The sequence below is a fragment of the Phaeobacter gallaeciensis genome (assembly GCF_001678945.1).
Classification (GTDB): Bacteria; Pseudomonadota; Alphaproteobacteria; order Rhodobacterales; family Rhodobacteraceae; genus Phycobacter; species Phycobacter gallaeciensis_A.
Window position 1 is genome coordinate 1,889,631 of sequence record NZ_CP015124.1, and the last position, 22,870, is coordinate 1,912,500.

A 22,870-nucleotide genomic window follows, 5' to 3' on the forward strand; every position below is an offset into this window, starting at 1 on the left:
CCGACCAGAGCCGCCCCTCTCGTGTTACTTCAGCAGGCAGGCCTGCAGCTTTGCGCCAAGATCAGCGTCGATCTTCATGACCTCGCCCCAGCCCTCTTCCTGAGCGGTGGTGTTCCAGGTCGCGGCGGCCTCGCCTTCAAAGGTCAGCGTCTTGATACCGGCATCTGCCTGTGCCTTTGCCTCGGCCGCGTTGCGTTCGACGTTCATGGCGTTCTGCTCTTCGATCCAGGCCGCGCCCTTTTCCAGCAGCGCGCGCTGTTCGTCATCCAGACCGTTCCAAGCGTCGAGATTGACGAGGAAGTTGACATCGACCTGATAGAACCCCGGATCGACGCGATAAGCCGTCTGTTCGTGCCAGCCGAGATCCAGAACCCCCTGGCTGGGCCAGCCGTATCCGTCGATCGCACCGCGCTCCAGTGCGGAATAGACCTCGCCCGGGGCGGTGCGGACCAGCGTGGCGCCCAGTTTCTCGAACATGGCGCGGTAAACCGGCGTGGTGCGCAGCGTCAGCCCGGTCAGGTCGGGGCCTTCCAGCGGTTTGGTCAGATAGAGGTGATAGTTCATGTGATCGCCGACGCGGGCGAGATATTTCACGTTCATCTGGTCCTGGTGGATGCTGTCGACCAGTTCATAACAGCCGTTTTCACGCTGCTCCTGAATGGTGTTCTGGGCCAGATGCAGGGCATCGCCGGTGGGCACGAGGTTCGGGTAGTAGGCGGTGGTGTTGTTGGCAATATCGACGATGCCAGCCTGCACCGCGTTGCCCAGTTCGAACGGCGGCACGGCTTCGGGACCACCCAGAAGCTCGATCTGGACCACGCCCTTGCCGTTCTCGTTCACCCATTCGACGAAAGCTTCGAAATCGCGCGAGAAGGTGGTGCCGGTAGCAAATGCGGTGACAGCCCGCAGCGACACCTCCTCTGCCTGCGCGGCAGATGTTCCCAGAGCGGTGGCCGCGACAAGCGCAATGGTGGCGGCAGATGAACGGAAAGTCATGTGTGTCTCCCTGACTGAAATCAGGCGCGCCGGTGGACTTTTTTGAACGTCCGGTTGTTGTTTAGGCGGCCTGGCGATGGCGGACCATCTGGCGTTTACTTTATGCTTGAAATTTCAAGCCTCAAGTAATTTATGTGCAAAATCAAGTATTTTTTATACATGTATTGCAGGGTCTTACTAAAAATCCCCCGACTCTTTCCAAGGCCGGGGGATCACATCTTGCAACCGGAATATTCGGCAGCCAGCGCGACCGGATCAGGCGCCCAGACGGCAGTACAGCCCTGCGGCCAGTCGGGCACGTTCGACGAGGCTGTCGATCTCGATATGCTCGTTCAGGGTATGCAAACCTTTGCCGCGTACCCCAATGGAGTCGAGGGTCGGAAGCCCCATGAAGCCGGTGAAATTGCCGTCCGATCCGCCCCCGGCAGAGCCTGCGGGCAGCTCGAACCCGATGTCACCCGCGATGGCGCGCGCCACTTGCAGCATCGCCATGGTGCCGGGCTGATCCGGCTCCCAGACCGGGCGGGTGACGCCGCGACGCACCTCCATGATGACATCGCCCTCGGTCGAGTTCAGCGCCATCATCTCTGCGACGCCCTCATCCAGCAGTTCCTGCGTTTTGGCCATGGTCAATACCTCGGCATCGCAGACAGAGGACACGCAGTTGACCCATTTCCCGGCGTTGATCACCCCGACAGAGAAGGTGCAGTCCTCGTTGGTCATGCCTTCGATCACCGCCACGTTGCGGGCCATCTCGGCAATGGCCGATCGTCCCTCGGACAAAGCCCAGCCTGCGTGGCTTGGCCGCCCTCTGGTCTGCAGGTTGAAACGCGCAATCGCGTAGCGGCCGATCACCGCGCCACCATCGGGCCGGGCGGGTTCCGGCACCAGGATATACTGGTGGCGCGCGGCTTCCATCTCGATCAGGCGGCGGGCCATTGGGGTGCCGATTTCCTCGTCCGGGGTGAACAGAAAAGTCACTGGCAGCGGTGTTTCGATCCCGGCTGCCAGGATCCGGCGCATAGCCTCAAGGTAGACGTAGTTGCCGCCCTTCATGTCCATGATCCCGGGACCATAGCAAAGGTTGCCCTCGCGCCGGAACGGCAGCTTTTCCAGCGTACCGACCGGGTGCACGGTATCAAGGTGACCCAGCACCAGAATGCCACCTTCGCCCGCGCGGGGATGCGGCATGGTCGCGCGCACACTATCGCCCAGCCCCATACGGCCCGGAATACGCTCGACCCGTGCGCCCAGCGCCGCCAGATCGTGCTGCGCCACATCCATCATGCGGTTCACAGCCGCGGCGTCAAAGGTGGGGCTTTCTGTTTCCACCCACAGCCGCAGCCCTTCGAGCATCTCATCCGCGTCAAAGGGCAGATCCACGGGATCTTTCGTCATGCTCAGTTCCTTTTCAGACGGGTTTCGATGATCCGCGCATAGACCGAAGCGCCGACAGGCAGGATCGCATCATCCAGCACAAAGGCGGGGTTGTGCAGCGGCACGGTGCCCGCGTGACCAACGCGGCAGTAGGCGCCCGGCACCACCTGCAGCATATCGGCGAAGTCTTCCGATCCGGTCGCCTGATCTTCGGTGATCACCGCCATATCGGGGCCGACGATGTCTGCCGCTGCTTCGATATAGGCCTGTGACAGCTCCGGGTCGTTCTGCAGCACGTCAAAGACATTGCGCAGGGACACCTCGATCTCGACTCCATAGGCCGCGGCCATACCGGCGCAGAGTTCCTTCATGCGGGCCTCGGCCATTTCGATCACATCGGCGTGGAAATAGCGGATGGTGCCGGCGATGCTGGCGCTGTCCGGAACCACGTTATAGGCAGAGCCGGAATTGAACTTGGTCACCGACAGAACCAGCGGTTTGGTGGGCGGCGTGTTGCGGCTGACGACGCTTTGCAGCTGCTGCACCAGCGCGGTGGCAATCACGATCGGGTCCTTCGACTGGTGTGGCATGGCGGCATGGCTGCCGGTGCCGGAGACGGTGATGTCAAAGAAACTGGCCCCGGCCATCGCCGGGCCGGGGGTGATCTCCACACGCCCCGGCTCGCCATTGGGACTGTTGTGCATGCCGTAGATCTCATCGACCGGGAATTGTTCGAACAGGCCTTCCTCGATCATCCGGCGGGCGCCGCCAAGACCTTCTTCGGCGGGCTGGAAGATCAGAACGGCGGTACCGTCGAAATCGCGGGTTTCAGCCAGGTAGCGCGCAGCCCCCAGCAGCATGGTGGTATGGCCATCGTGGCCACAGGCATGCATCTTGCCCGGGTTGGTCGAGGCAAAGGAAACGCCGGATGCCTCGACGATGGGCAGCGCATCCATATCGGCGCGCAGGCCGATGCGACGGTTGCCGCCTCCCTGCCCCTTGATGATCGCGACAACGCCGGTGCCGCCCAGACCTTCGTGCACCTCGTCAACGCCATAGGCGCGCAGCTGCTCTGCCACGATACCAGAGGTGCGGGTTTCTTCAAATCCCAGCTCGGGATGGGCGTGCAGATCCTGACGGATCGCGGTCAGCTCGGCGGCGAAATCCTCAATTTTGGGAAGAACGCTCATGCATAGTCTCCTGCTATCTGTGACGCGCCGGGAAGGGCGCGAAAGTTGGCAAAGTCCCAATGGCGGCCGGGAGCGGCCTCGATCAGGCTCTGGGTATATTCATGGGCCGGGTTCGCCAGCACATCGGCGGCGCGGCCCTGTTCCACCACGCGACCGCGCTGCATGACGATGACATCGTCGCAGATCTGGGCAGCTACGCGCAAATCGTGGGTGATAAACAACATGCCTATACCAAAACGCGCCTGCACGTCGTCCAAAAGCTCCAGCACCTGCGCCTGTACGCTGACGTCCAATGCGGAAACGGCCTCATCCGCCACAAGAAGGTTCGGTCGCATGGCCACGGCGCGGGCGATGGCAATCCGCTGACGCTGCCCACCAGAGAACTGATGAGGATAGCGGTCAAGCGCGTTGCGCGGCAGGTCCACCAACTCCATCAGATCACCGGCATGGTCCATGGCTTCGTCTTTCGAGGTGCCAAAGTTGATCGGCCCCTCGCACAGCGAGCGCGCCACGGTCCAGCGCGGGTTCAGCGAGCGATAGGGATCCTGAAACACGATCTGGAAGTGCTTGCGATGGGGCTGCAACTGGCGGCGGCTTAGGCGCGCGACTTCGGTGCCCGCAACCGCGACAGAGCCGTCCGTGGGATCAATCAGCCGCATGATGCAGCGCGCAACGGTGGATTTTCCAGAGCCACTTTCACCAACGATGCCAAGGGTTTGTCCCGGCGCAATGTCGAAATTCACATCCTGCGCGGCATGCACTTCGTCATTCTTGCGGAAAACACCGCCGCCGCCATAGACCTTTTCCAGCCCGCCGACTTTCAGCACCGGCTCGGCGCCCGTGGGCGCACGCGGGGCGCGGGGCGCCAGGTTCGGAACCGCCTGCAACAGTTTGCGGGTATAGTCCTCCTGCGGCGCGGTCAGCAGCTCGGCAATCGGCGCGCGTTCCACGATCTGGCCCTGCTGCATGACGCAGACGGTATCAGCGATCTCGGCCACAACGCCCATGTCGTGGGTGATGAACAGAACAGCGGTGCCGTGGCGCTCCTGCATCTCGGCGATCAGCTTCAGGATCTGCTGCTGGGTGGTGACATCCAGAGCCGTTGTCGGCTCATCCGCGATCAAGAGATCCGGGTCCAGCACCAGTGCCATGGCGATCATGATCCGCTGGCGCTGCCCGCCCGAAAGCTGATGCGGAAAGGCGGAATAGATGCGCTGCACATCCGGCAAGTGCACCTGCTCCATGATGTCAAGCGTGCGTGCCTTGGCCTCAGCTGCCGACAGATCGGTGTGCATACTCAGCACCTCTTCAATCTGTTCACCGACCCGCAGCACCGGGTTCAGCGCCGTCATCGGCTCCTGAAAGATCATCGCCACGCGTTTGGCGCGCAGCTCGCGCATCTGCGACGCGCTGGCGGCGGTGATCTCCACCTCCTTGAGGTCGATGCGCCCGCCGGTGATCTCAAGCGCGCCCTTGGGCAACAACCCCATGGTCGCCAGTGAGGTCACCGATTTGCCCGAGCCGCTTTCGCCCACCAGGCACAGGGTTTCACCGGCGCGGATATCGATATCGATGCCGCGCAGGACCGGATCGGTCATGCTGGTCCCGCTGAGGCCGACAGTCAGGCCGCGAATGGTCAGAACCTGTTCCGCCTGCGAGAAGTCCTTGGATTTGAACTGCATCTTATGCCTCCCGTTTCTTCAGACGCGGATCCAGAAGGTCACGCGCGGTATCGCCCAGAAGGTTGATCGACAGAATGCAGAGCGACAGCATCACCCCGGGCCAGAAGATCAAACCCGGCTTGATCTGGAAGAAGGTCCGCCCCTCGGCCATGATATTGCCCCAGGTCGGGATCTCGGTGGAAACGCCAGCGCCCAGGAAGCTGAGGATCGCTTCGATCAGGATCGCGGAGGCGCAGATATAAGTGCCCTGCACGATCAGCGGCGCCAATGTGTTCGGCATCAGGTGCTGGATCAGGATCTTCGGCATCGAAGAGCCCAGCGCGATGGCCGCCTCCACATAGGGTTCCTCGCGCGCGCTCAGCACGACCGAGCGCACCAGCCGCACCACGCGGGGCACCTCGGGGATGGTGATGGCGAGGATCACGGAATGCAGGCTCGGCCCGTTGAGGGCAACCAGCGCAATCGCCAGCAGGATCGCCGGGATCGCCATCAAGCTGTCCATGATCCGCATGATGACCCCGTCGGCAGCGCGGAAGAAGCCCGCGACCAGACCGATGGCAAGGCCGATGGCGACGCTGACCACGGCAGCGCCCACGCCGATCAGCAGAGACACGCGGCCGCCGGTCATCACCCGGCTGAAGATGTCGCGGCCGTATTGGTCGGTGCCCAGTATATGTGCCTCTGACGGCGGTTTCAGACGCGCCAATGCATCCATCGAAAGCGGATCATAGGGCACATAAAGCGGCGCCAAAAGCGCGGCCAGCACGATGAGCGTCAGCATCAGCGCGGCCAGCATCGGCCCCAGCCCAAGGCGAGCGCCCGCAGGCAGCGACAACAGGCGGATTAGCGGCTGAAAGGCGCTCTGACTGGAGGAAGAATGATCGGTCATGTCAGTAACGGATCCTCGGGTCAAAGAAGGAATAGGAGATGTCCACCAGAAGGTTCACCAGCACGTAGATGCCCGCCGTCAGCAGGATCATCGCCTGGATCACCGGGTAGTCACGCGCGAGGATGGCATCGACAGTCAGACGCCCGATCCCGGGGATGTTGAACACGCTTTCGGTGACCACCACGCCGGAAATCAGCAGCGCAAAACCGGTACCGATGATGGTGAGGATCGGAACCGCCGCATTGCGCAGCGCATGGCGGAACAGCACGGTATTCTCGCGCACGCCCTTGGCGCGGGCGGTGCGGATGTAATCCTCTCCCAGCACCTCAAGCATGGAGGCGCGGGTCATGCGCGCGATCAGCGCCACATAGATCGTTGCCAGTGTCAGCGACGGCAGGATGGCGCGGATGAAGAAATCGCCCAGCCCGTCGGTCGGGGAGGCATAGCCCTGTACAGGTACCCAGCGCAGCTCAATCGCGAAGATCTGGATCAGCACATAACCGATCACGAAGACCGGCACCGAAAAGCCGAGGACAGAGAAGGACATCACCGCAAAATCGGCCCAGGTCCGGTGGCGCCAGGCGGCGATCACCCCCATCGGCACCGCCAGCAGGACCGAGATGATGATGGTCATCAGGGCGATATTGATGGTCGGCCCCAGACGGTCCCCGATCATGTCGGCCACCGAGGTGTTGGAAATCAGGGAGGTCCCGAGATCGCCCTGCAGCATCTGCCCGGTCCAGGTGAAGAACTGCACATGCAGCGGGTCATTGAGGCCAAGATTGTCGCGGATCCGTTCAAGCTGCGCCGGAGTGGCGGCGTCGCCTGCAAGAATGGCTGCCGGATCGCCCGGTGTCAGCCGCAGCAAAAGAAAGACGAAGACGGCCACGATGATCATGACTGGAACGGTCGCCAGGACGCGCTTCAGGATATAGCTGAGCATAGACAGCTACCTTTTGAATTAGTGTGGAAAAGCCGGGGCGCGGGAGAGTTCCGCGCGCCCCGGAAGTCGGGGGAGGGATTAGTCTTCCTTGGTCACGTTCCAGAACACCGGAACCGGCGACGGGATCATGTTCTGGATCGCGTTCTCGCGTGCCTGCGGCATGGTGTATTCGCCAAGGTGGATGTAGTTCACGTTGTCCATCACGTGTTCCTGGATCTTCACCGCAACCTCTTTGCGTTCCGCATCGGAGGCCGCCGCGACAAAGTCGGAGCGCAGGGCTTCGATCTTCTCATCCGAAGGCCAGCCGAACCAGGCATCGTCGCCACGGCCGTTGACCATCACGTTGATCAGCGGGTCCGAGATTTCAGGCACCATCCAGTTGGTGAAGAAGATGTTCCAGCCACCTTCTGCCGGGGGCAGCTGCTGGGCACGACGGTTTACAACGGTCTGCCAGTCCATCGGCTGCATGTCGACGTTGAAGCCCGCTTCGCGCAGGGCCTGCGCCGCAACCACCGGCTGGTTCGACAGGCTGACCACATCGGTCGGCGCCATCAGAACGATGGGCGTGCCATCATAACCGGCTTCTTCCAGCAGGGCCTTTGCCTTGTCCGGATGCGCGCCGGAAGTGATCGCTTCGGCACCGGCCTCGTCGCCCAGCGGCGTGTCACAGCCAAAGATCGCACCGCAGACCTTGTAGTAGGACGGATCGCCCATCATGGTCGCCAGCACGTTTTCCTGGCTCAGTGCTTCCAATGCGGCCTGACGGACCTTCGGATTGTCAAAAGGCGCGTGCAGGAAGTTCGGGCGGCCAATGGTCACGTAACCCAGCGGGTCGCGGGTTTCGACAGTGACATCCGGTGCGGTTTGCAGGATCGGCAGCAGGTCGACCTGAACCTGTTCAAGGTAGTCGATTTCACCGGCAGCCAGCGCGTTGATGGCGGTCAGCGAGTCCGGCATGGTGGTCCAGACCACCTTGTCGACGTTCACGACCTTGCCACCGGCCATCCAGCTCGCTTCTTCGCTGCGCGGCACGTAACCATCAAACTTGCTGTAGGTGACCGAAACGCCGGGTTCGTATTCATCGGTTTCAAACACGAAGGGACCGGAGCCGACATATTCGGTGATGGTCTCATCCGCCGAGGTCTCTGCCACCCGCTTGGGCATGATGAAGGGCGGAACCGCCGACTGTTTGGAGATCACGTTCATCAGCGGCGGGAAAGGTTCGGACAGGGTCCAAACGACGGTCTTGTCGTCGGTCGCCTCAAGGCTTGCAGTGACGTCAAAAATCATCTGACCGCCACTGTCACGCTTGCCCCAGCGGGTCAGCGAGGCAACCACGTCTTCACCGGTGACCGGCGCGCCATCGTGGAACTTCAGCCCGTCGCGCAGGGTGAATGTATAGGTCAGCCCGTCGTCAGAGACCGCAAATTCGGCCATCTGGGGCTGCGGCTGGAAGTTTTCATCAACGGCGGTCAGGACGTCATAGACCATATAGCCGTGGTTGCGGGTGATATGCGCAGTAGTAATCACCGGGTCCAGAACACGGAGGCCCGAGTGCATCACTGCCGTGATCACCTTTTCTTCTTCGGCCTGGGCCGCAAGCGGTGTCAGCATGGTGGCACCCGCCATCAGCGTTGCAGCCATGCTGCCGCGCAGGGCGGAAAGGGGACGAAGTGTTTTCATTCTTGTTTTCCCTGTTGTTGTGAGGAGGAACGGTTCTGTTGTTTTTGGTTTTGGGCTCCGGCGAAACACCCGCCGAAACCAGGGCGCAGGGCGCCGTATGAGTTCAGGACCCGAAGACGGGTCCGTTGGGGGACAGGCGCAGGCCTGTCCGCAGCCGCGTGAACGGCAGGTCTGCCGGGCTGAAGGCCATCGGCCCCGGCGCCAGACAGACCAAGGTTTTCCCGGCGATCGGATCGAAATCCGCCCGGAAATGGGTTGAGCTCTTGAGAACGAGAATGGATTGGTCCTCAGGCGTGATGCCGACAAAGCGGAACATCTCACGGTCGGCGAGCTGGGCAATCTGGCTGGTAACCACCACCCGCACGCCGCCGATCCGCAGGCAGGCCGCGGGGCTGAGATCGAGCCAGGTGCCCCCATAATAAGGACCGGTCGCCTGCAGCTTGTCCGTGACCAGCTGCTCCACCACCGCTTCGGTTTCAAACGGCACGTCCTCAGGGAAGTCGGGATGCCCGCCAAGGGACAGCCTCACGCTGGCTCCCTCCCCCGCAGCAAAGGCGCGCGAAACAGATTCCGGGTCCACGATCAGGCCAAGGGCCGCTTTCTGTGCCTCCGCTTCGACCAGCGCACGTAGCATGCCTGTTGTGGTGGCAGCGCCGCCAGCACCGGGGTTGTCCTGCGTATCGGCCAGAACGATGGGCGCCTTGACGCCTGTGGCCAGAAGCCGCTGCGCCTCGGCTACGCCTTCGGCTGCCGTGTAGGTCCGGCTGTCAAAGGCGCTTTCGGCCTCCCCATAGGCCGCCGCGATCTGATCGACCGCAGCTTCTGCCGCCTTTTGTGTCGGGGCAAAGGCGATTGCGCAGGGGCCACAGTCAGGAATATCCGCTGCCGGGAAACCCATAAACAGGGAGGCCGCTGTGCCCGCATCGTCCATTTGCGCAACCGAACGATAAAGGGATGCGGCAGGCTCCATCGTCGTGCTCTGGAACGAGATCGGCACCATATAGGGCAGGCTGCGATAGGCCTTGGCCGGGAGGGTTCCGCTGCGCAGGATATCATCCAGCAGCCGCGCCGCGCGGGCGCCTGTCTCGGCCATGTCCACATGCGGATAGGTGCGAAAACCGGTCAGCACATCGACCATTTCCACCAGCCGCCGCGAGATATTGCCATGCAGGTCCAGCGCCGCGGCAATCGGCACATCCGGTCCAACGACCGCCCGCACACGAGTGGCAAGCTCACCCTCGCCATCATCCAGATGAGTGGTGACCATGGCGCCGTGCAGATCGAGGAAGACACCATCCAGCGGTCCGGCCGCCCGGATGCCCTCTACGATGCGTTTGGCGATGCTTTCAAAGGCCTCTTCGGTCACATGCGCCGACGGGATTGCCCCCGCCCATAGAACCGGCTCCACCTGCCAGCCGCGCTCTGCCGCGACGGTCAGGGCACCGCTGATGCCCAGATTCACACCCTTGCCCGCCTCCAGCAGCGCCGCGCCTTCGGTCAGCGGGATATAGCCGCCGCCCTGCTGAAAGGCCGGTAGATCCGCGGGGTTGGGCGCGAAGGTGTTCGTCTCGTGAAGAAATCCGGCCAGGGCGACCCGCATCAGTCATCACTCCGTAAAGAACAAGGTTGCCGCTACGGCAACCTTGCTAAATATATTATATAGTGATACAGTTGTATCATGAATCAATCGTAGACATCCAATTTTGGATTCGTCAACACTCAGGCGGACTCATGCGACCCAATGTCAGAACAACCCCGGGCAAAGAGCTGAAATTCGAAGCAGAAGAGGGCGATGCGCTTTTTGTGCGTTCTGCGGCGCGGGCCATGCAGGTCCTTGCGGCCTTTCACGGGGTCAACAAGGCGCTTAGCCTCAGTGAAATCGCCAAGCTGTCGGGGCTGGATCGCTCCGCCACCCAACGCATCGTCCACACGCTGGCAAAACTGGACTATGTCCGGCGCAGTTCGGATGATCGCGGCTATCTGCCCGGCCTGCGCCTTCTGGATCACACGCTGGATGTGCTGCGGCTCGACCCGCTGGTGCAAAAGGCAACGCCGGTCCTGCTGGAGCTGCGCCGCTCCCTGCGGGAACGCATCGACCTCAGCCTGTTTGACGACACCCGGATGATTTACGCCTTCCGCATCCAAAGCAAACGCGAGACGTTTTACGCCACTCTTGTCGGCCACAGCGTTCCGGCCTTTGCCACGGCGGGTGGGCGCGCGGCGCTGTCGCTGATGACCGATGATGAGGTCCGGGAGGTTCTGGGCAGGTCCGAATTGATAGAATACACCGCCGCAACCCGCACCGATCCCGAGGAAATTCTGGAGCAGGTCCGGATTGCACGTACCAATGGCTATGCGGTGATCGTCGATGAATACCTGCGCGGCGAAGTCGCCATCGGCGTCGGCATTTCACGCGACGGGCGCCCCATCGGCGCCATCCACGTTGCAGGCTCGCTCTCTGAATGGTCGCAGGACGAATTCGAACGTCAGGCCGCGCCGGTGGCGATGGAAGCCGCACGCGATATCATGGCCAGCCTGTAGGGGCTTTGACCACGGCCAAACCGGGCGCGGTTGTTACCTGTGTGGTGGTGTAATCGAGTTTGCGACATCCAGCAGATAAGGCACCAACTCGCGCTCGACCCGCTCAATCGTCCAGTGGAAGGCAGAGACAGAACATTGCACCGACGCGCGGGCAATGCCGTTGGGGCCGCGGATCGGTGCTGAAATCCCGATCTCGTTCAGAATCATCTGATCCTCTGTCAGACTGAACCCACGTTCTGCGGTTCGGGTGATCTGCCGTCCCAGTTCTTCGCGGTCCATGGTGGTGCGAGCGGTCATCTGCCGCAGCGGCCAGTTTTCCAGTGCTTCCGCAACATCCTCAGGCGCCCAGGTGGACAGAATCGCCTGCCCGGGCGAAGTGGACAGCGCTGGCAGGCTGCGCCCGACCAGCATCGCTTCGAAGTTGGTCCGCTGGCAGGGCAGCCGGGTGACATAGACGATATTGGTACCGGAGATTTCAGCCAGGTTCACCGTCTCGCCCAGCCGCTGTGACAGTTCGATCAGCTTTGGCATCGCCAGCGCCACCAGGTGATCGGACCAGTAATAGGCATAGGCCAGCCCGAGCCAGGCATGGGTCGGACGGAATCTCTTGGTCACCGGATCCCGGTTGAGAAAGCCTTCGACCGCCAGGGTATTGGCCAGCCTCTGCACCGCGCTTTTGTCCATTCCGCTGAGCTTGACCAGTTCGGTCAGCGACAACTCAGTATGGTTGCGGCCGAATATTTTAAGTAGTTTCAGACCCTTGGCCAGAGAAGACACATAAAGCGTGTCCTGCTTCCGGGGGGTAGCACTGTTATCGCCACCGGCGTCACCGGACATTTTTCGACTTGACGACATGGGACAGCCTGCCCTCTTATGACATTATTGTGATAGTTAGTATCATATAATAATACCAATGTCAAACCCTGAGTACTGTTGCACCCTATGGCAGCCCTTCAGGTCAACATGGAGTAAACATGAAACGCTTTCTGATCCCCGCGACCGTTCTTGCGCTCAGCGCTGCAGCTGCGCATGCAGACAAGTCCGAAGACGTGCTGAATGTGGCCTTCACCAAAGAGCTGGAGAACGTCGACAGCTACTTCAACTCCTCCCGTGAAGGCGTTGTGCTGCAGCGCGCGGTCTGGGACGGTCTGATCTACCGCGATCCCATCACCAACGAATACAAGGGTAACCTTGCAACCTCGTGGGAGTGGATCGACGATCTGACGCTGGAGCTGAAACTGCGTGAAGGCGTGACCTTCCACAACGGCGAACCCTTTGATGCGGACGATGTGGTCTACACCGTGAACTTCGTTGCCGAAGAACAGAACGGCGTGAAGACCCAGCGCAACGTCAACTGGATGAAATCGGCCGAGAAGATCGACCAGTACACCGTGCGCATTAACCTGAAGGCCCCCTTCCCCGCCGCGATCGAATTCCTCTCCGGTCCGGTCTCGATGTATCCGAATGAATATTACGCCGAAGTCGGTCCCTCGGGCATGGGCCTGGAGCCCGTCGGCACCGGTCCCTACAAAGTGGTTTCGGTCGACCCGGGCAAGCATTTCGTGCTGGAGAAATACGAAGGCTACCACGACAGCCCCAAAGGCCAGCCCGAAGTCGGCACCGTCGACATCCGCACCATCCCCGATGTGAACACGCAGATGGCGGAACTGTTCAACGGCTCGCTGGATCTGATCTGGCAGGTGCCGTCTGATCTGGCGGAAAAGCTGGAGCAGATGGGCAAGTTCACCGTTGCCAACGAAAGCACCATGCGCATCGGTTATCTGACGCTGGATGCCGCCGGTCGCACCGGTGAAGACAACCCCTTCACCGACGTACGCGTGCGCCGCGCGGTGGCCCATGCCATCGACCGCGAGGCATTGGTTTCGGCGCTGCTCAAAGGTAAGAGCCAAGTGATTTCCACCGCCTGCTTCCCCAGCCAGTTCGGCTGCGATCAGGATGTGGTCTCCTATGAATACGACGTCGAAAAAGCCAAGGCCCTGCTGGCCGAAGCGGGATACCCCGATGGGTTCAAGACCGAGTTCTACGCCTACCGCAACCGCGACTACGCCGAAGCGATCTCCAGCTTCCTGAACGCTGTCGGCATCGACACCGATTTCAAGATGCTGCAGTACTCTGCCCTGCGCGAACTGCGCATGAAGAGCGGCACGCCGGTCTCCTTCCAGACCTGGGGCTCCTACTCGATCAACGACACCTCGGCGATCACCAGCCAGTTCTTCAAGCTCGGCTCGCTTGACGATGCCCGCGACGAAGAAGTTGCCGGCTGGCTCGATACCGCTGACAGCGCCACCGATCCCGAAGTGCGCAAGGAAAACTATTCCAAGGCACTGAAAAAGATCGCGGATCAGGCCTATTGGGTGCCGATGTTCTCCTACAACACCAACTACGTCTTCTCCCAGGATGTGGCCTACACCCCCACTGCCGATGAAGTTCTGCGCTTCACCGACATGGAATGGAAGTAAGCTGATCCCTGCGGCGGGGCCCCGGCCCCGCCGTCTCTGCTCCCCGCCCTGCCCGGGTGGTTCTCCCTTATCCTGCCCAGCAAATGAGGTTCCCCTTGCTGCGTTTCATACTGAAGCGGGCCGGGCTGGCCATATTGGTCGCCCTTACGGTCTCGTTGATTTCCTTTAGCCTGCTGTTTTTGTCCGGTGATCCCGCCACGGCGATCGCGGGCGAACATGCCAGCGATCAGGATGTCGAAGCCATCCGCCGCATCTACGGGTTTGATCGCCCGATGCTGGTTCAATACTGGGACTGGCTGGTCAGTGCCCTGCGTGGCGATTTCGGCGAAAGCTACTATTTCAAGCTGCCGGTGGCGAGCCTGATCATGGACCGCCTGTCCATCACCATGACCCTGGGTGTCTGCGGCATTTCCTTTGCCCTGCTGACCGCTGTTCCGCTTGGCGTGGCCGCCGCGATCAAGCCGAACTCGCTGATCGACCGTTTGGCCCTGTTCCTGTCCGTTGCCGGTCAGGCGATGCCCAGCTTCTGGTTCGGTCTGATCCTCATCGTGGTTTTCTCGATCCAGCTTGGCTGGCTGCCGCCCTCGGGCACGGCAACGCCGCTGCACTTCGTGATGCCGACCATCGTGCTTGGCTACTACGCGATGCCCGCGATCATGCGTCTGACCCGTGCAGGCATGCTCGAAGTGCTGTCCTCGGACTACATCCGCACCGCCCGCGCCAAGGGCGCGCCAGAGGGGCTAGTGATGTTCAAACACGCGCTGCGCAACGCGATCATCCCGGTGGTGTCGCTGGCGGCCGTGCAGATGGGCTTCATGCTGGGCGGCTCGATCGTGGTTGAATCCATCTTCGCGCTGCATGGCGCAGGTTACCTCGCCTGGGAATCCATCAGCCGCAACGACCTGCCGACCGTGCAGGCGCTGATCCTTGTATTCTCGATGTTCTATATCGTTTTCACCTTCCTTGCCGACGTTTTGAACGCGTGGCTGGACCCCCGCATGAGGGCCGGATGACATGACCCAGACTGCTGATCCTCTTCTTCAGGACATTATCGGCCCGACCCCAGGCCAGCTGCTGCGCAAGCGTATCTTTGGCCATCAGGGCCTGTTGATCGGCGGCGTGGTGCTCGCACTGCTCGTCATCGTCGCGCTGTTTGCCCCCTATATCGCGCCGCATGATCCCTATGCCCAAAGCCTGCTCGCACGGATGGAACCGCCGGTCTTCCTTGGCGGCACATGGGAACATCCGTTGGGCACCGACCACCTTGGCCGGGACTACCTGTCGCGCCTAATCTATGGCGCCCGCGTATCACTGATGATCGGTGTCGTGGCGGCGCTGATCTCGGGCCTCATCGGTACCGCCATGGGCGTGGCCGCAGGCTATTTCGGTGGCCGCGTCGATGCAGTGGTAACCTTCCTCATCAACGTGCGTCTGGCGATGCCCGTGGTGCTGGTCGCACTGGCCGTGGTCGCAATCTTCGGCGGCTCGCTCACCGTGGTCATCCTCGTTCTGGGCCTCCTGCTCTGGGATCGCTTCGCCGTGGTAATGCGTTCCTCCACCCTGCAGGTGCGCGGCCGCGAATATGTCGCCGCCGCCCGCGCCATCGGCTGTTCCAACACCCGCATCGTGATGTCGGAAATCATGCCCAATATCGTCAACAACCTGATCGTTGTCGTGACGCTAGAGATGGCCCACGCCGTCCTGCTCGAAGCGGCGCTGTCCTTCCTGGGTCTTGGCGTGCAACCGCCGACGCCCTCCTGGGGCCTGATGGTCTCCGAGGGCAAGCAGATGATGCTGTTCGAACCCTGGCTGGTTCTGATCCCCGGCTTTGTGCTCTTTGCGCTGGTTCTGGCGATCAACCTGCTGGGTGATGGTCTGCGCGACGTCACCGCACCTGAAAACCGCAACTGAGGGAGGCAGGCATGACTGACACACCGATACTCTCTGTCCGCAACCTGACGCTGGATATTCCCGTCGGCGGCGGCACCTTGCACGCCGTACGCGGCATCGACTTCGACCTGAATCGGGGCGAAACGCTCTGCATCGTTGGTGAAAGCGGCTCCGGCAAGTCCCTGACCTCGCTCGCGATCATGGGGCTTCTGGGCAAGAAGATCTCGCGCAAGGCGGATCAGCTGTCCTTTGACGGCATCGACCTGATGAAGACCAGCCAACGCGGCATGCGCAAGCTGCGCGGTCTTCGCATGTCGATGATCTTTCAGGAGCCGATGACCTCGCTCAACCCGGCCTATACCATCGGCGACCAGCTTACCGAGGCGCTGCTGCTGCACAAGCCGGTGTCGAAGGATCAGGCCCGCGCCCGCGCGGTGGAACTGCTCGAAAAGGTTGGCATCACCGCCGCCGAAAGCCGCCTGTCGCAATATCCGCACCAGCTGTCGGGCGGCTTGCGGCAGCGGGTGATGATCGCGATGGCGCTGATGTGTGAGCCTGAGCTGATCATCGCGGACGAGCCGACAACCGCGCTCGACGTGACCATTCAGGCGCAGATCCTGCGGCTTCTGGTCGATCTGCAAAAGGAACTGGGCATGGCGATGATCCTCATCACCCATGACCTGGGCGTGGTGGCCCGCGTCGCCGACAAGGTTGCGGTTATGTACGCGGGCGAGCTGGTCGAGACCGGCCCCGCCACCGCCGTCTTCCAGTCCCCGGCGCACCCCTACACCCGTGGCCTGTTGCGCTGCATCCCGGTGCCAGGCAAGACCGAGCGCGGCGCCGAACTCGGCACCATCCCCGGCATCGTGCCTTCACTGGTGGGCGATGTGACCGGCTGCCCTTTCCGCACCCGCTGCGATCATGCAGTCGCGGCCTGCCGCGAACCGATCCCGCTGCGCGAACACGCCAGTGCTGATCACAACTTCCGCTGTGTCCACGCCAATGGCCACGCCCAGAACTCCGAAGAGGTGCCCGCATGAGCGATACTCCCGTGTTGGAACTGCGCAACGTGTCCAAGACCTATTCGGTCAAACAGGGCATGTTTTCCTCTCCCAAGCCGCTGAAGGCGGTCAATGACGTGTCGCTGAAGATCGGCCGCGGCGAGGTCCTGGGCCTTGTCGGGGAATCCGGCTGCGGCAAATCCACCCTCGCCAAGATCCTGCTGGGCCTAGAACAGCCTACCGAGGGTCAGGTGCTGGTGGATGGCAAGGAACTCGGCGCTCAGAACCGGTCGGAACTGGCCCGCCGCATCCAGCCGATCTTTCAGGATCCCTATTCCTCGCTCAATCCGCGCAAGAGCATCTACGACATCATCTCTTTGCCGCTGCGGGTGCACAACGTGGGTGACAGCGCCAGCCAAGAAAAGGCGGTGCGCGAGATCCTGGACATCGTCGGCCTGCCCGCGCGGGTGATGAATACTTACCCCAGCCAGATGTCCGGCGGTCAGCGGCAGCGGGTGGCGATTGCCCGGGCGCTGATCATGAAGCCCGAGATCGTCATCTGTGACGAGCCAACCTCGGCGCTGGATGTGTCTGTGCAGTCGCAGATCTTGAACTTGCTTGCAGATCTGCGCCGTGAATTCGGCCTCACCTACCTTTTCATCAGCCATAACCTTGCGGTGGTGGAACACCTCGCGAACCGGGTGGCGGTAATGTACCTCGGCCGGATCGTCGAGGAAGCCAGTGTTGAAGGCCTGTTCGACCGCAGCCGCCATCCCTATTCCGATGCGCTGCTGCAATCGGTGCTGACTCCGGACCCCAACAAGGGCGTGCCGGACACCCACCTGGGCGCGGCCTACCCGAACCCGATTGCGCCCCCATCAGGCTGCCATTTCCACCCGCGCTGCGCCAAGGCAATGCCCCAATGCAGCCAGGTTGCGCCGCAGACCGTTGCGACCGAAGATGGCCGCGTCGAATGCCACCTCTTTGACAGCGCCCAGACCTCTGCGGCCTGATCGGACAGAAAGGAAGACTCACATGATATCCAATCTCTCCTCGACGCAGGTGACCCGCAAGACGGTGATCGAAACCGAATACGGCGTCGTCGCAGCCCAGCACAGCCGCGCCGCCCGGATCGGGGCCGATGTGCTGGCCGCAGGCGGAGACGCGGTGGATGCCGCCGTCGCCGTCTCCTTTGCCATCGGGGTGGTCGAACCCTGGATGAGCGGCCCGGCCGGTGGCGGCGCCGCCATGCTCTGGCGCGCTGACGAAGGGCGCGCCTATGCACTCAACTACGGCATGCGCGCGCCTAAGGGGCTGAACGTCGCCGATTATCCGCTGTCCGGCGAAGGCAAGGCCGGCGATCTCTTCCCCTGGGAAAAGGTCGTCGAAGACCGCAACGTGCAAGGCGCCACCGCCATTGCGGTGCCAGGCACCGTCGATGGTGTGGGCAAGGCCCACGCGCGGTTCGGCAAGCTGCCGTGGAAGGACTTGCTGCAACCGGCCATCGCACTTGGCCGCGAGGGGCTTGCGGTGGACTGGTATGCGGCGCTGATCATCGCCTCGACCACCCGCGCGCTGGCGCAGGACGCCGACGCCGCGGCGCTGTTCCTTGAGGACGGTCAATGGCCAACCATCGCGGGCTGGACCAGCCTCGCGGACAAGCGCATCGACATGTCCAAGATGGCTGATACCCTGTCGCAGCTGGCCGAGGCCGGAGCGCGGGATTTCTACGAAGGTGACATCGCCGCCGCCATGGCCGCCGACGTGCAGGCCAAGGGCGGATCGCTCTCGGTCGAAGACCTTGCCAGCTATCATGCAGAGCTGCAGGATCCACTGTCCTTTGCCTATCGCAACACACGCTTCGACGTGATGCCGGGGCTGACGGCGGGGCCGACATTCCGCGATGCCTTTGCCCATCTCGAAGAGGCGCTGACGCCCGGCGATCAACCGGGTGCAGAGGCCTATACCGCCTATGCCGCCGCGCTGAAGGCGGCCTATGCCAAACGTCTGTCAGGCATGGGCGATGATGGCGAAACGCCGGATGCCCCCGGCTGCACCACGCATTTCTCGGTGGTGGACCGTCACGGCAACATGGTGTCCCACACCCAGACGCTGCTGTCGATCTTCGGCTCCCGCGTGGTGTCGCCGCAGACCGGATTGCTGATGAACAACGGCATCATGTGGTTCGACCCCGAGCAGGGCAAACCAAACTCGCTGGCGCCCGGCAAACGCTGCCTGATGAACGTCTGCCCGGTCCTGGGCGAGACAGAAAGCGGCAGCCGTTTTGCCTTTGGCGCATCCGGCGGGCGCAAGATCGTCTCGGCCGTGGCGCAGCTTTCGTCCTTTATGGCGGACTTTGGCATGGACGTGGGCGAGGCTTTCCACCAGCCCCGGATCGATGTGTCAGGTGGGGAGACCGTGGTCGCGGACGACAGCCTGCCCGCCGATGTGATCGCCGCGCTTGAAGCCGAGCACAACACGGTCACAACCCGCCGCGCCGTCTTCCCCTATGCCTTCGCCTGCCCGGCCGGCGTTCAGCGCAAGGAAGGCCGCAACAGCGGCTGCACCGAAATCATGTCGCCCTGGGGCGATGCCATTACCGAACCTGTGGAGCAGAAATGACCGCATCTACCAGCCGCGACGGCGCAATTTCCCGTGTCAGCAGTTATTTTGACGAAGGCACCTTTCAATCCGACCTGGCCCATTGGGTCACTTACCCGACCGAAAGCCAGAACCCCGAGGCCGCGCCTGAGCTGATGCGCTACCTTGTCGAGGTGATCGAGCCCCGTCTCACCGCCTCCGGGTTTACCTGCGAGATCTTCCCGAACCCCGATCCTGCCGGTGGCCCGCTCCTGGTCGGCGAACGGATCGAGGATCCGGCCCTTACCACCGTTCTGACCTATGGCCATGGCGATGTGATCCGCGCCCAGACCGAACAGTGGCGCGAAGGGCTGGGCCCCTTCACCCTGGTCGAGGAAGGCGATCGGCTTTATGGCCGCGGCACCGCCGACAACAAGGGCCAGCATCTGGTCAATATCGCCGCGCTGGAGGCCGTGCTGGCCGAACGCGGCAGCCTTGGCTTCAACGTCAAGATCGTGATTGAAATGTCCGAGGAAACCGGTTCTGCCGGTCTGCCGGAATTCTTCACCGCGCAGAAGGACCGCCTGAAGGCCGACGTTCTGATCGCCTCAGACGGGCCGCGCCTGCAGCCCGACACCCCCACCATGTTCATGGGCTCGCGCGGCGGTGTCAGCTTCGACCTTGAACTCGACCTGCGCGAGGGTGCGCATCACTCCGGCAACTGGGGCGGCCTGCTGGCGGACCCGGCGATGATTCTGGCCCACGCGCTGACCACCATCTGCGACCGCCGCGGCCAGATCCAGATCCCGGAATGGCGCCCTGACAGCCTGACCGACACCGTGCGCGCCGCGCTGGACGGCCTGCCGCTCAAGGGCGACAGCGGCCCTGCGATCGACAGCGACTGGGGCGAGACCTCGCTGACCCCTGCTGAGCGAGTCTTTGGCTGGAACTCCTTCGCGGTGCTTGCAATGACCAGCGGCGTGCCGGAAGCGCCAGTCAATGCCATCGCCCCAACCGCCCGCGCCACCTGCCAGCTGCGCTATGTGGTGGGCACTGATCCCGATGACATCCTGCCCGCACTGCGCCGCCATCTGGACAAACACGGGTTCGAAAACATCAAGGTCACCCCGCATGACCGTGGTTTCTTCAAGGCAACCCGGCTGGATCCCGATCACCCCTGGGTGACCTTCGTGGCCGGATCGCTGACCGAAACCGCAGGCAAGAAACCGCATATCCTGCCGAACCTTGCCGGATCCCTGCCGAACGACAGCTTTGCCGATATCCTGGGCCTGCCGACGGTCTGGGTGCCGCATTCCTATCGCGGATGCTCGCAACACGCCCCGAACGAACATGTTCTGAAGCCCGTCTGCCGCGACGCGCTGCGCTGCATGACCGGCCTGTTCTGGGACCTGCCGCAAGCGGACGCAGACGGCACCGCGGCCAGCTGATCACCGCGCTGTATTTTGATCGAAACAAAGGGCCCGCGACTTTGCGGGCCCTTTGTTTCAGTTCAATTTCCCAAAAGGTCCAAGCGCGATTGAAGACTGCCAGCGCGCCATTGTTCGATGTGGCTGTTAATCATTGGTAGAACACAAAAACGCCGCAGCCCTTTCGGGTGCGGCGTGTTCGCTAAAGTTGGTTGCGGGAGCAGGATTTGAACCTGCGACCTTCAGGTTATGAGCCTGACGAGCTACCGGGCTGCTCCATCCCGCGGAGATTGTTGGTTATGATCGTTAGAGAGATTTTTTTGGTATTTACTAGGTTTGGCGGTGACCTACTCTCCCAGGGCTTAAGCCCAAGTACCATTGGCGCGACGGCACTTAACTTCCGGGTTCGGGATGGGACCGGGTGTTTTGCTCGTGCTATGACCACCAAACCGAGTAAATACCAAAAGCCTCCGGCTTTTGGTATTTGCGGCAGGCAGGATATTTGCGAAGCAAATGCCCGTTGCCGCAGGCCCGTTATGTCACGGGTCGTTTTCCAAAAGCGGAAGGTTTTTAGATCAACGTTTTGTCCAAGTTTCGTTTTGCTTTTTGGTGTTTACGAGACTGTCTGTTACTGGAACAGATCAAGCCTATCGGGCGATTAGTACCGGTCAACTGAATGCATTGCTGCACTTACATCTCCGGCCTATTGACGTGGTGGTCTTCCACGGCCCTCAGGGATACCTTGTTTTGAGGGGGGCTTCCCGCTTAGATGCCTTCAGCGGTTATCCTTTCCGATCATAGCTACCCTGCACTACCGTTGGCACGATAACAGGTCCACCAGTGGATCGTTCACCCCGGTCCTCTCGTACTAGGGGCAACTCCTCTCAAGTATCCTACACCCACGGCAGATAGGGACCGAACTGTCTCACGACGTTCTAAACCCAGCTCACGTACCTCTTTAAACGGCGAACAGCCGTACCCTTGGGACCTGCTCCAGCCCCAGGATGAGATGAGCCGACATCGAGGTGCCAAACACTGCCGTCGATATGGACTCTTGGGCAGTATCAGCCTGTTATCCCCGGCGTACCTTTTATCCGTTGAGCGATGGCCCTTCCACTCGGGACCACCGGATCACTATGGCCGACTTTCGTCTCTGCTCGACTTGTCAGTCTCGCAGTCAGGCTGGCTTCTGCCATTGCACTCAACGAGCGATTTCCGACCGCTCTGAGCCAACCTTCGCGCGCCTCCGTTACGCTTTAGGAGGCGACCGCCCCAGTCAAACTACCCGCCACGCAGGGTCCCGGATCCGGATAACGGACCGCGGTTAGACATCAAGAGTGCGAAGGGTGGTATCTCAAGGGAGGCTCCACCGGAACTAGCGTTCTGGTTTCGATGCCTACCACCTATCCTGCACATCACAATCCTGATGCCAGTGCGAAGCTGTAGTAAAGGTGCACGGGGTCTTTCCGTCTAACCGCGGGAAGCCTGCATCTTGACAGGCAATTCAATTTCGCTGAGTCGATGTTGGAGACAGCGGGGAAGTCGTTACGCCATTCGTGCAGGTCGGAACTTACCCGACAAGGAATTTCGCTACCTTAGGACCGTTATAGTTACGGCCGCCGTTTACCTGGGCTTCAATTCGGAGCTCTCACTCCTCCTTTTAACCTTCAGGCACCGGGCAGGCGTCAGACCCTATACGTCGTCTTGCGACTTCGCAGAGCCCTGTGTTTTTAATAAACAGTCGCCACCCCCTGGTTTGTGCCCCCGGATCCAAGTTGCCTTGAACCCGGGCCTCCTTCTCGCGAACTTACGGAGGTATTTTGCCGAGTTCCTTCAACATCGTTCTCTCAAGCGCCTTGGTATTCTCTACCAGTCCACCTGTGTCGGTTTAGGGTACGGTCTGATGGAGGGCTATTTCCAGGGACTGCTCAGCAGCCCAACCAATCCGATAAGGCTGAACTACAGTCGCAATCCGTCACATCCTCCTGGCCCAGGAATATTAACCTGGTTCCCATCGCCTACGCCTTTCGGCCTCGGCTTAGGGGCCGGCTTACCCTGCTCAGATTAGCTTTAAGCAGGAACCCTTGGACTTTCGGCGAGAGTGTCTCTCACACTCTTTGTCGCTACTCATGTCATCATTCTCGCTAGTGATCTCTCCACCGGATGGCTCACGCCCCGGCTTCATCGAAAG

17 protein-coding genes, 1 tRNA gene and 2 rRNA genes (1 of these 20 running past the window's edge) are annotated in these 22,870 nt (G+C 61.6%); 8 read left to right on the forward strand and 12 right to left on the reverse strand.

All coding sequences use genetic code 11. The features are described 5' to 3' along the window. Window positions 1–24: 24 nt before the first annotated feature. The 8 genes from dctP to JL2886_RS09125 all read right to left on the reverse strand — a co-directional run bounded on the left by dctP (window position 25) and on the right by JL2886_RS09125 (window position 10,360). Complete coding sequence (gene dctP / locus JL2886_RS09090; RefSeq protein ID WP_065271719.1) at window positions 25–996, reverse strand: TRAP transporter substrate-binding protein DctP; 972 nt, start codon at window positions 994–996, stop codon at window positions 25–27. A 255-nt stretch (window positions 997–1,251) separates the two neighbouring features. Beyond that, entirely contained in the window at window positions 1,252–2,394 is a 1,143-nt protein-coding gene (locus JL2886_RS09095) for a M20/M25/M40 family metallo-hydrolase (RefSeq protein WP_065271720.1), read from the reverse strand. 2 nt (window positions 2,395–2,396) lie between these two features. Then, the gene (locus tag JL2886_RS09100; RefSeq protein WP_065271721.1) at window positions 2,397–3,563 is read right to left on the reverse strand and encodes a M20 aminoacylase family protein; all 1,167 of its coding nucleotides are present in this window, start codon (window positions 3,561–3,563) and stop codon (window positions 2,397–2,399) included. Next, window positions 3,560–5,245: an ABC transporter ATP-binding protein gene (locus tag JL2886_RS09105; RefSeq protein WP_065271722.1), complete on the reverse strand. Its 1,686-nt coding sequence runs from the start codon at window positions 5,243–5,245 to the stop codon at window positions 3,560–3,562. The genes JL2886_RS09100 and JL2886_RS09105 overlap by 4 nt, the downstream gene beginning before the upstream one ends. 1 nt (window position 5,246) lies before the next feature. Then, entirely contained in the window at window positions 5,247–6,134 is an 888-nt protein-coding gene (locus JL2886_RS09110) for an ABC transporter permease (RefSeq protein ID WP_065271723.1), read from the reverse strand. Between the two features lies 1 nt (window position 6,135). Further along, window positions 6,136–7,077, reverse strand: coding sequence for an ABC transporter permease (locus tag JL2886_RS09115; protein ID WP_065271724.1), 942 nt, complete (start codon window positions 7,075–7,077; stop codon window positions 6,136–6,138). A gap of 78 nt (window positions 7,078–7,155) precedes the next feature. Next, window positions 7,156–8,760 carry an ABC transporter substrate-binding protein gene (locus JL2886_RS09120; RefSeq protein WP_065271725.1) on the reverse strand — a complete coding sequence of 535 codons (1,605 nt, stop codon included), beginning with the start codon at window positions 8,758–8,760 and terminating at the stop codon, window positions 7,156–7,158. A 103-nt stretch (window positions 8,761–8,863) separates the two neighbouring features. Then, the gene (locus tag JL2886_RS09125) at window positions 8,864–10,360 is read right to left on the reverse strand and encodes a M81 family metallopeptidase (protein WP_065271726.1); all 1,497 of its coding nucleotides are present in this window, start codon (window positions 10,358–10,360) and stop codon (window positions 8,864–8,866) included. A 131-nt stretch (window positions 10,361–10,491) separates the two neighbouring features. Here JL2886_RS09125 and JL2886_RS09130 point away from each other — a divergent pair, with 131 nt between their 5' ends. After that, window positions 10,492–11,301, forward strand: a complete 810-nt coding sequence (locus JL2886_RS09130) for an IclR family transcriptional regulator (RefSeq protein WP_065271727.1) — start codon at window positions 10,492–10,494, stop codon at window positions 11,299–11,301. A 33-nt stretch (window positions 11,302–11,334) separates the two neighbouring features. Here the strand turns inward: JL2886_RS09130 and JL2886_RS09135 are convergent, their stop codons facing one another. Further along, window positions 11,335–12,156, reverse strand: coding sequence for an IclR family transcriptional regulator (locus tag JL2886_RS09135; protein WP_237028444.1), 822 nt, complete (start codon window positions 12,154–12,156; stop codon window positions 11,335–11,337). A 119-nt stretch (window positions 12,157–12,275) separates the two neighbouring features. Here JL2886_RS09135 and JL2886_RS09140 point away from each other — a divergent pair, with 119 nt between their 5' ends. The 7 genes from JL2886_RS09140 to JL2886_RS09170 all read left to right on the forward strand — a co-directional run bounded on the left by JL2886_RS09140 (window position 12,276) and on the right by JL2886_RS09170 (window position 20,700). Then, window positions 12,276–13,781: an ABC transporter substrate-binding protein gene (locus JL2886_RS09140; protein WP_065271729.1), complete on the forward strand. Its 1,506-nt coding sequence runs from the start codon at window positions 12,276–12,278 to the stop codon at window positions 13,779–13,781. A gap of 95 nt (window positions 13,782–13,876) precedes the next feature. After that, window positions 13,877–14,794, forward strand: coding sequence for an ABC transporter permease (locus JL2886_RS09145; protein WP_065271730.1), 918 nt, complete (start codon window positions 13,877–13,879; stop codon window positions 14,792–14,794). Window position 14,795: 1 nt separating this feature from the next. Next, window positions 14,796–15,692 carry an ABC transporter permease gene (locus JL2886_RS09150; protein WP_065271731.1) on the forward strand — a complete coding sequence of 299 codons (897 nt, stop codon included), beginning with the start codon at window positions 14,796–14,798 and terminating at the stop codon, window positions 15,690–15,692. Window positions 15,693–15,703: 11 nt separating this feature from the next. Then, window positions 15,704–16,711, forward strand: a complete 1,008-nt coding sequence (locus JL2886_RS09155; RefSeq protein WP_065271732.1) for an ABC transporter ATP-binding protein — start codon at window positions 15,704–15,706, stop codon at window positions 16,709–16,711. Continuing rightward, window positions 16,708–17,685, forward strand: a complete 978-nt coding sequence (locus tag JL2886_RS09160) for an ABC transporter ATP-binding protein (protein ID WP_065271733.1) — start codon at window positions 16,708–16,710, stop codon at window positions 17,683–17,685. Before JL2886_RS09155 ends, JL2886_RS09160 begins: the two co-directional genes overlap by 4 nt. Before the next feature lie 22 nt (window positions 17,686–17,707). Beyond that, the gene (locus JL2886_RS09165; RefSeq protein WP_237028445.1) at window positions 17,708–19,294 is read left to right on the forward strand and encodes a gamma-glutamyltransferase; all 1,587 of its coding nucleotides are present in this window, start codon (window positions 17,708–17,710) and stop codon (window positions 19,292–19,294) included. Next, window positions 19,291–20,700: a M20 family metallopeptidase gene (locus JL2886_RS09170; RefSeq protein WP_065271734.1), complete on the forward strand. Its 1,410-nt coding sequence runs from the start codon at window positions 19,291–19,293 to the stop codon at window positions 20,698–20,700. Before JL2886_RS09165 ends, JL2886_RS09170 begins: the two co-directional genes overlap by 4 nt. A 188-nt stretch (window positions 20,701–20,888) precedes the next feature. Here the strand turns inward: JL2886_RS09170 and JL2886_RS09175 are convergent. The 3 genes from JL2886_RS09175 to JL2886_RS09185 all read right to left on the reverse strand — a co-directional run. Next, window positions 20,889–20,965 (reverse strand) — tRNA-Met (locus tag JL2886_RS09175). 48 nt (window positions 20,966–21,013) lie between these two features. Next, window positions 21,014–21,128 (reverse strand): 5S ribosomal RNA (gene rrf, locus JL2886_RS09180). A 188-nt stretch (window positions 21,129–21,316) separates the two neighbouring features. Continuing rightward, window positions 21,317–22,870 (reverse strand): 23S ribosomal RNA (locus tag JL2886_RS09185) (it continues 1,273 nt past the right edge of the window).

Excerpts from the sequence above, each read along its gene's own strand:
- JL2886_RS09100 (WP_065271721.1), bottom strand. The coding sequence starts at position 3,563 with ATGAGCGTTCTTCCCAAAATTGAGGATTTCGCCGCCGAGCTGACCGCG.
- JL2886_RS09155 (WP_065271732.1), top strand. The coding sequence starts at position 15,704 with ATGACTGACACACCGATACTCTCTGTCCGCAACCTGACGCTGGATATT.
- JL2886_RS09170 (WP_065271734.1), top strand. The coding sequence starts at position 19,291 with ATGACCGCATCTACCAGCCGCGACGGCGCAATTTCCCGTGTCAGCAGT.
- JL2886_RS09150 (WP_065271731.1), top strand. The coding sequence starts at position 14,796 with ATGACCCAGACTGCTGATCCTCTTCTTCAGGACATTATCGGCCCGACC.
- JL2886_RS09105 (WP_065271722.1), bottom strand. The coding sequence starts at position 5,245 with ATGCAGTTCAAATCCAAGGACTTCTCGCAGGCGGAACAGGTTCTGACC.
- JL2886_RS09125 (WP_065271726.1), bottom strand. The coding sequence starts at position 10,360 with ATGCGGGTCGCCCTGGCCGGATTTCTTCACGAGACGAACACCTTCGCG.
- JL2886_RS09110 (WP_065271723.1), bottom strand. The coding sequence starts at position 6,134 with ATGACCGATCATTCTTCCTCCAGTCAGAGCGCCTTTCAGCCGCTAATC.
- JL2886_RS09095 (WP_065271720.1), bottom strand. The coding sequence starts at position 2,394 with ATGACGAAAGATCCCGTGGATCTGCCCTTTGACGCGGATGAGATGCTC.
- JL2886_RS09120 (WP_065271725.1), bottom strand. The coding sequence starts at position 8,760 with ATGAAAACACTTCGTCCCCTTTCCGCCCTGCGCGGCAGCATGGCTGCA.
- JL2886_RS09160 (WP_065271733.1), top strand. The coding sequence starts at position 16,708 with ATGAGCGATACTCCCGTGTTGGAACTGCGCAACGTGTCCAAGACCTAT.
- JL2886_RS09130 (WP_065271727.1), top strand. The coding sequence starts at position 10,492 with ATGCGACCCAATGTCAGAACAACCCCGGGCAAAGAGCTGAAATTCGAA.
- dctP (WP_065271719.1), bottom strand. The coding sequence starts at position 996 with ATGACTTTCCGTTCATCTGCCGCCACCATTGCGCTTGTCGCGGCCACC.
- JL2886_RS09115 (WP_065271724.1), bottom strand. The coding sequence starts at position 7,077 with ATGCTCAGCTATATCCTGAAGCGCGTCCTGGCGACCGTTCCAGTCATG.
- JL2886_RS09165 (WP_237028445.1), top strand. The coding sequence starts at position 17,708 with ATGATATCCAATCTCTCCTCGACGCAGGTGACCCGCAAGACGGTGATC.
- JL2886_RS09140 (WP_065271729.1), top strand. The coding sequence starts at position 12,276 with ATGAAACGCTTTCTGATCCCCGCGACCGTTCTTGCGCTCAGCGCTGCA.
- JL2886_RS09135 (WP_237028444.1), bottom strand. The coding sequence starts at position 12,156 with ATGTCGTCAAGTCGAAAAATGTCCGGTGACGCCGGTGGCGATAACAGT.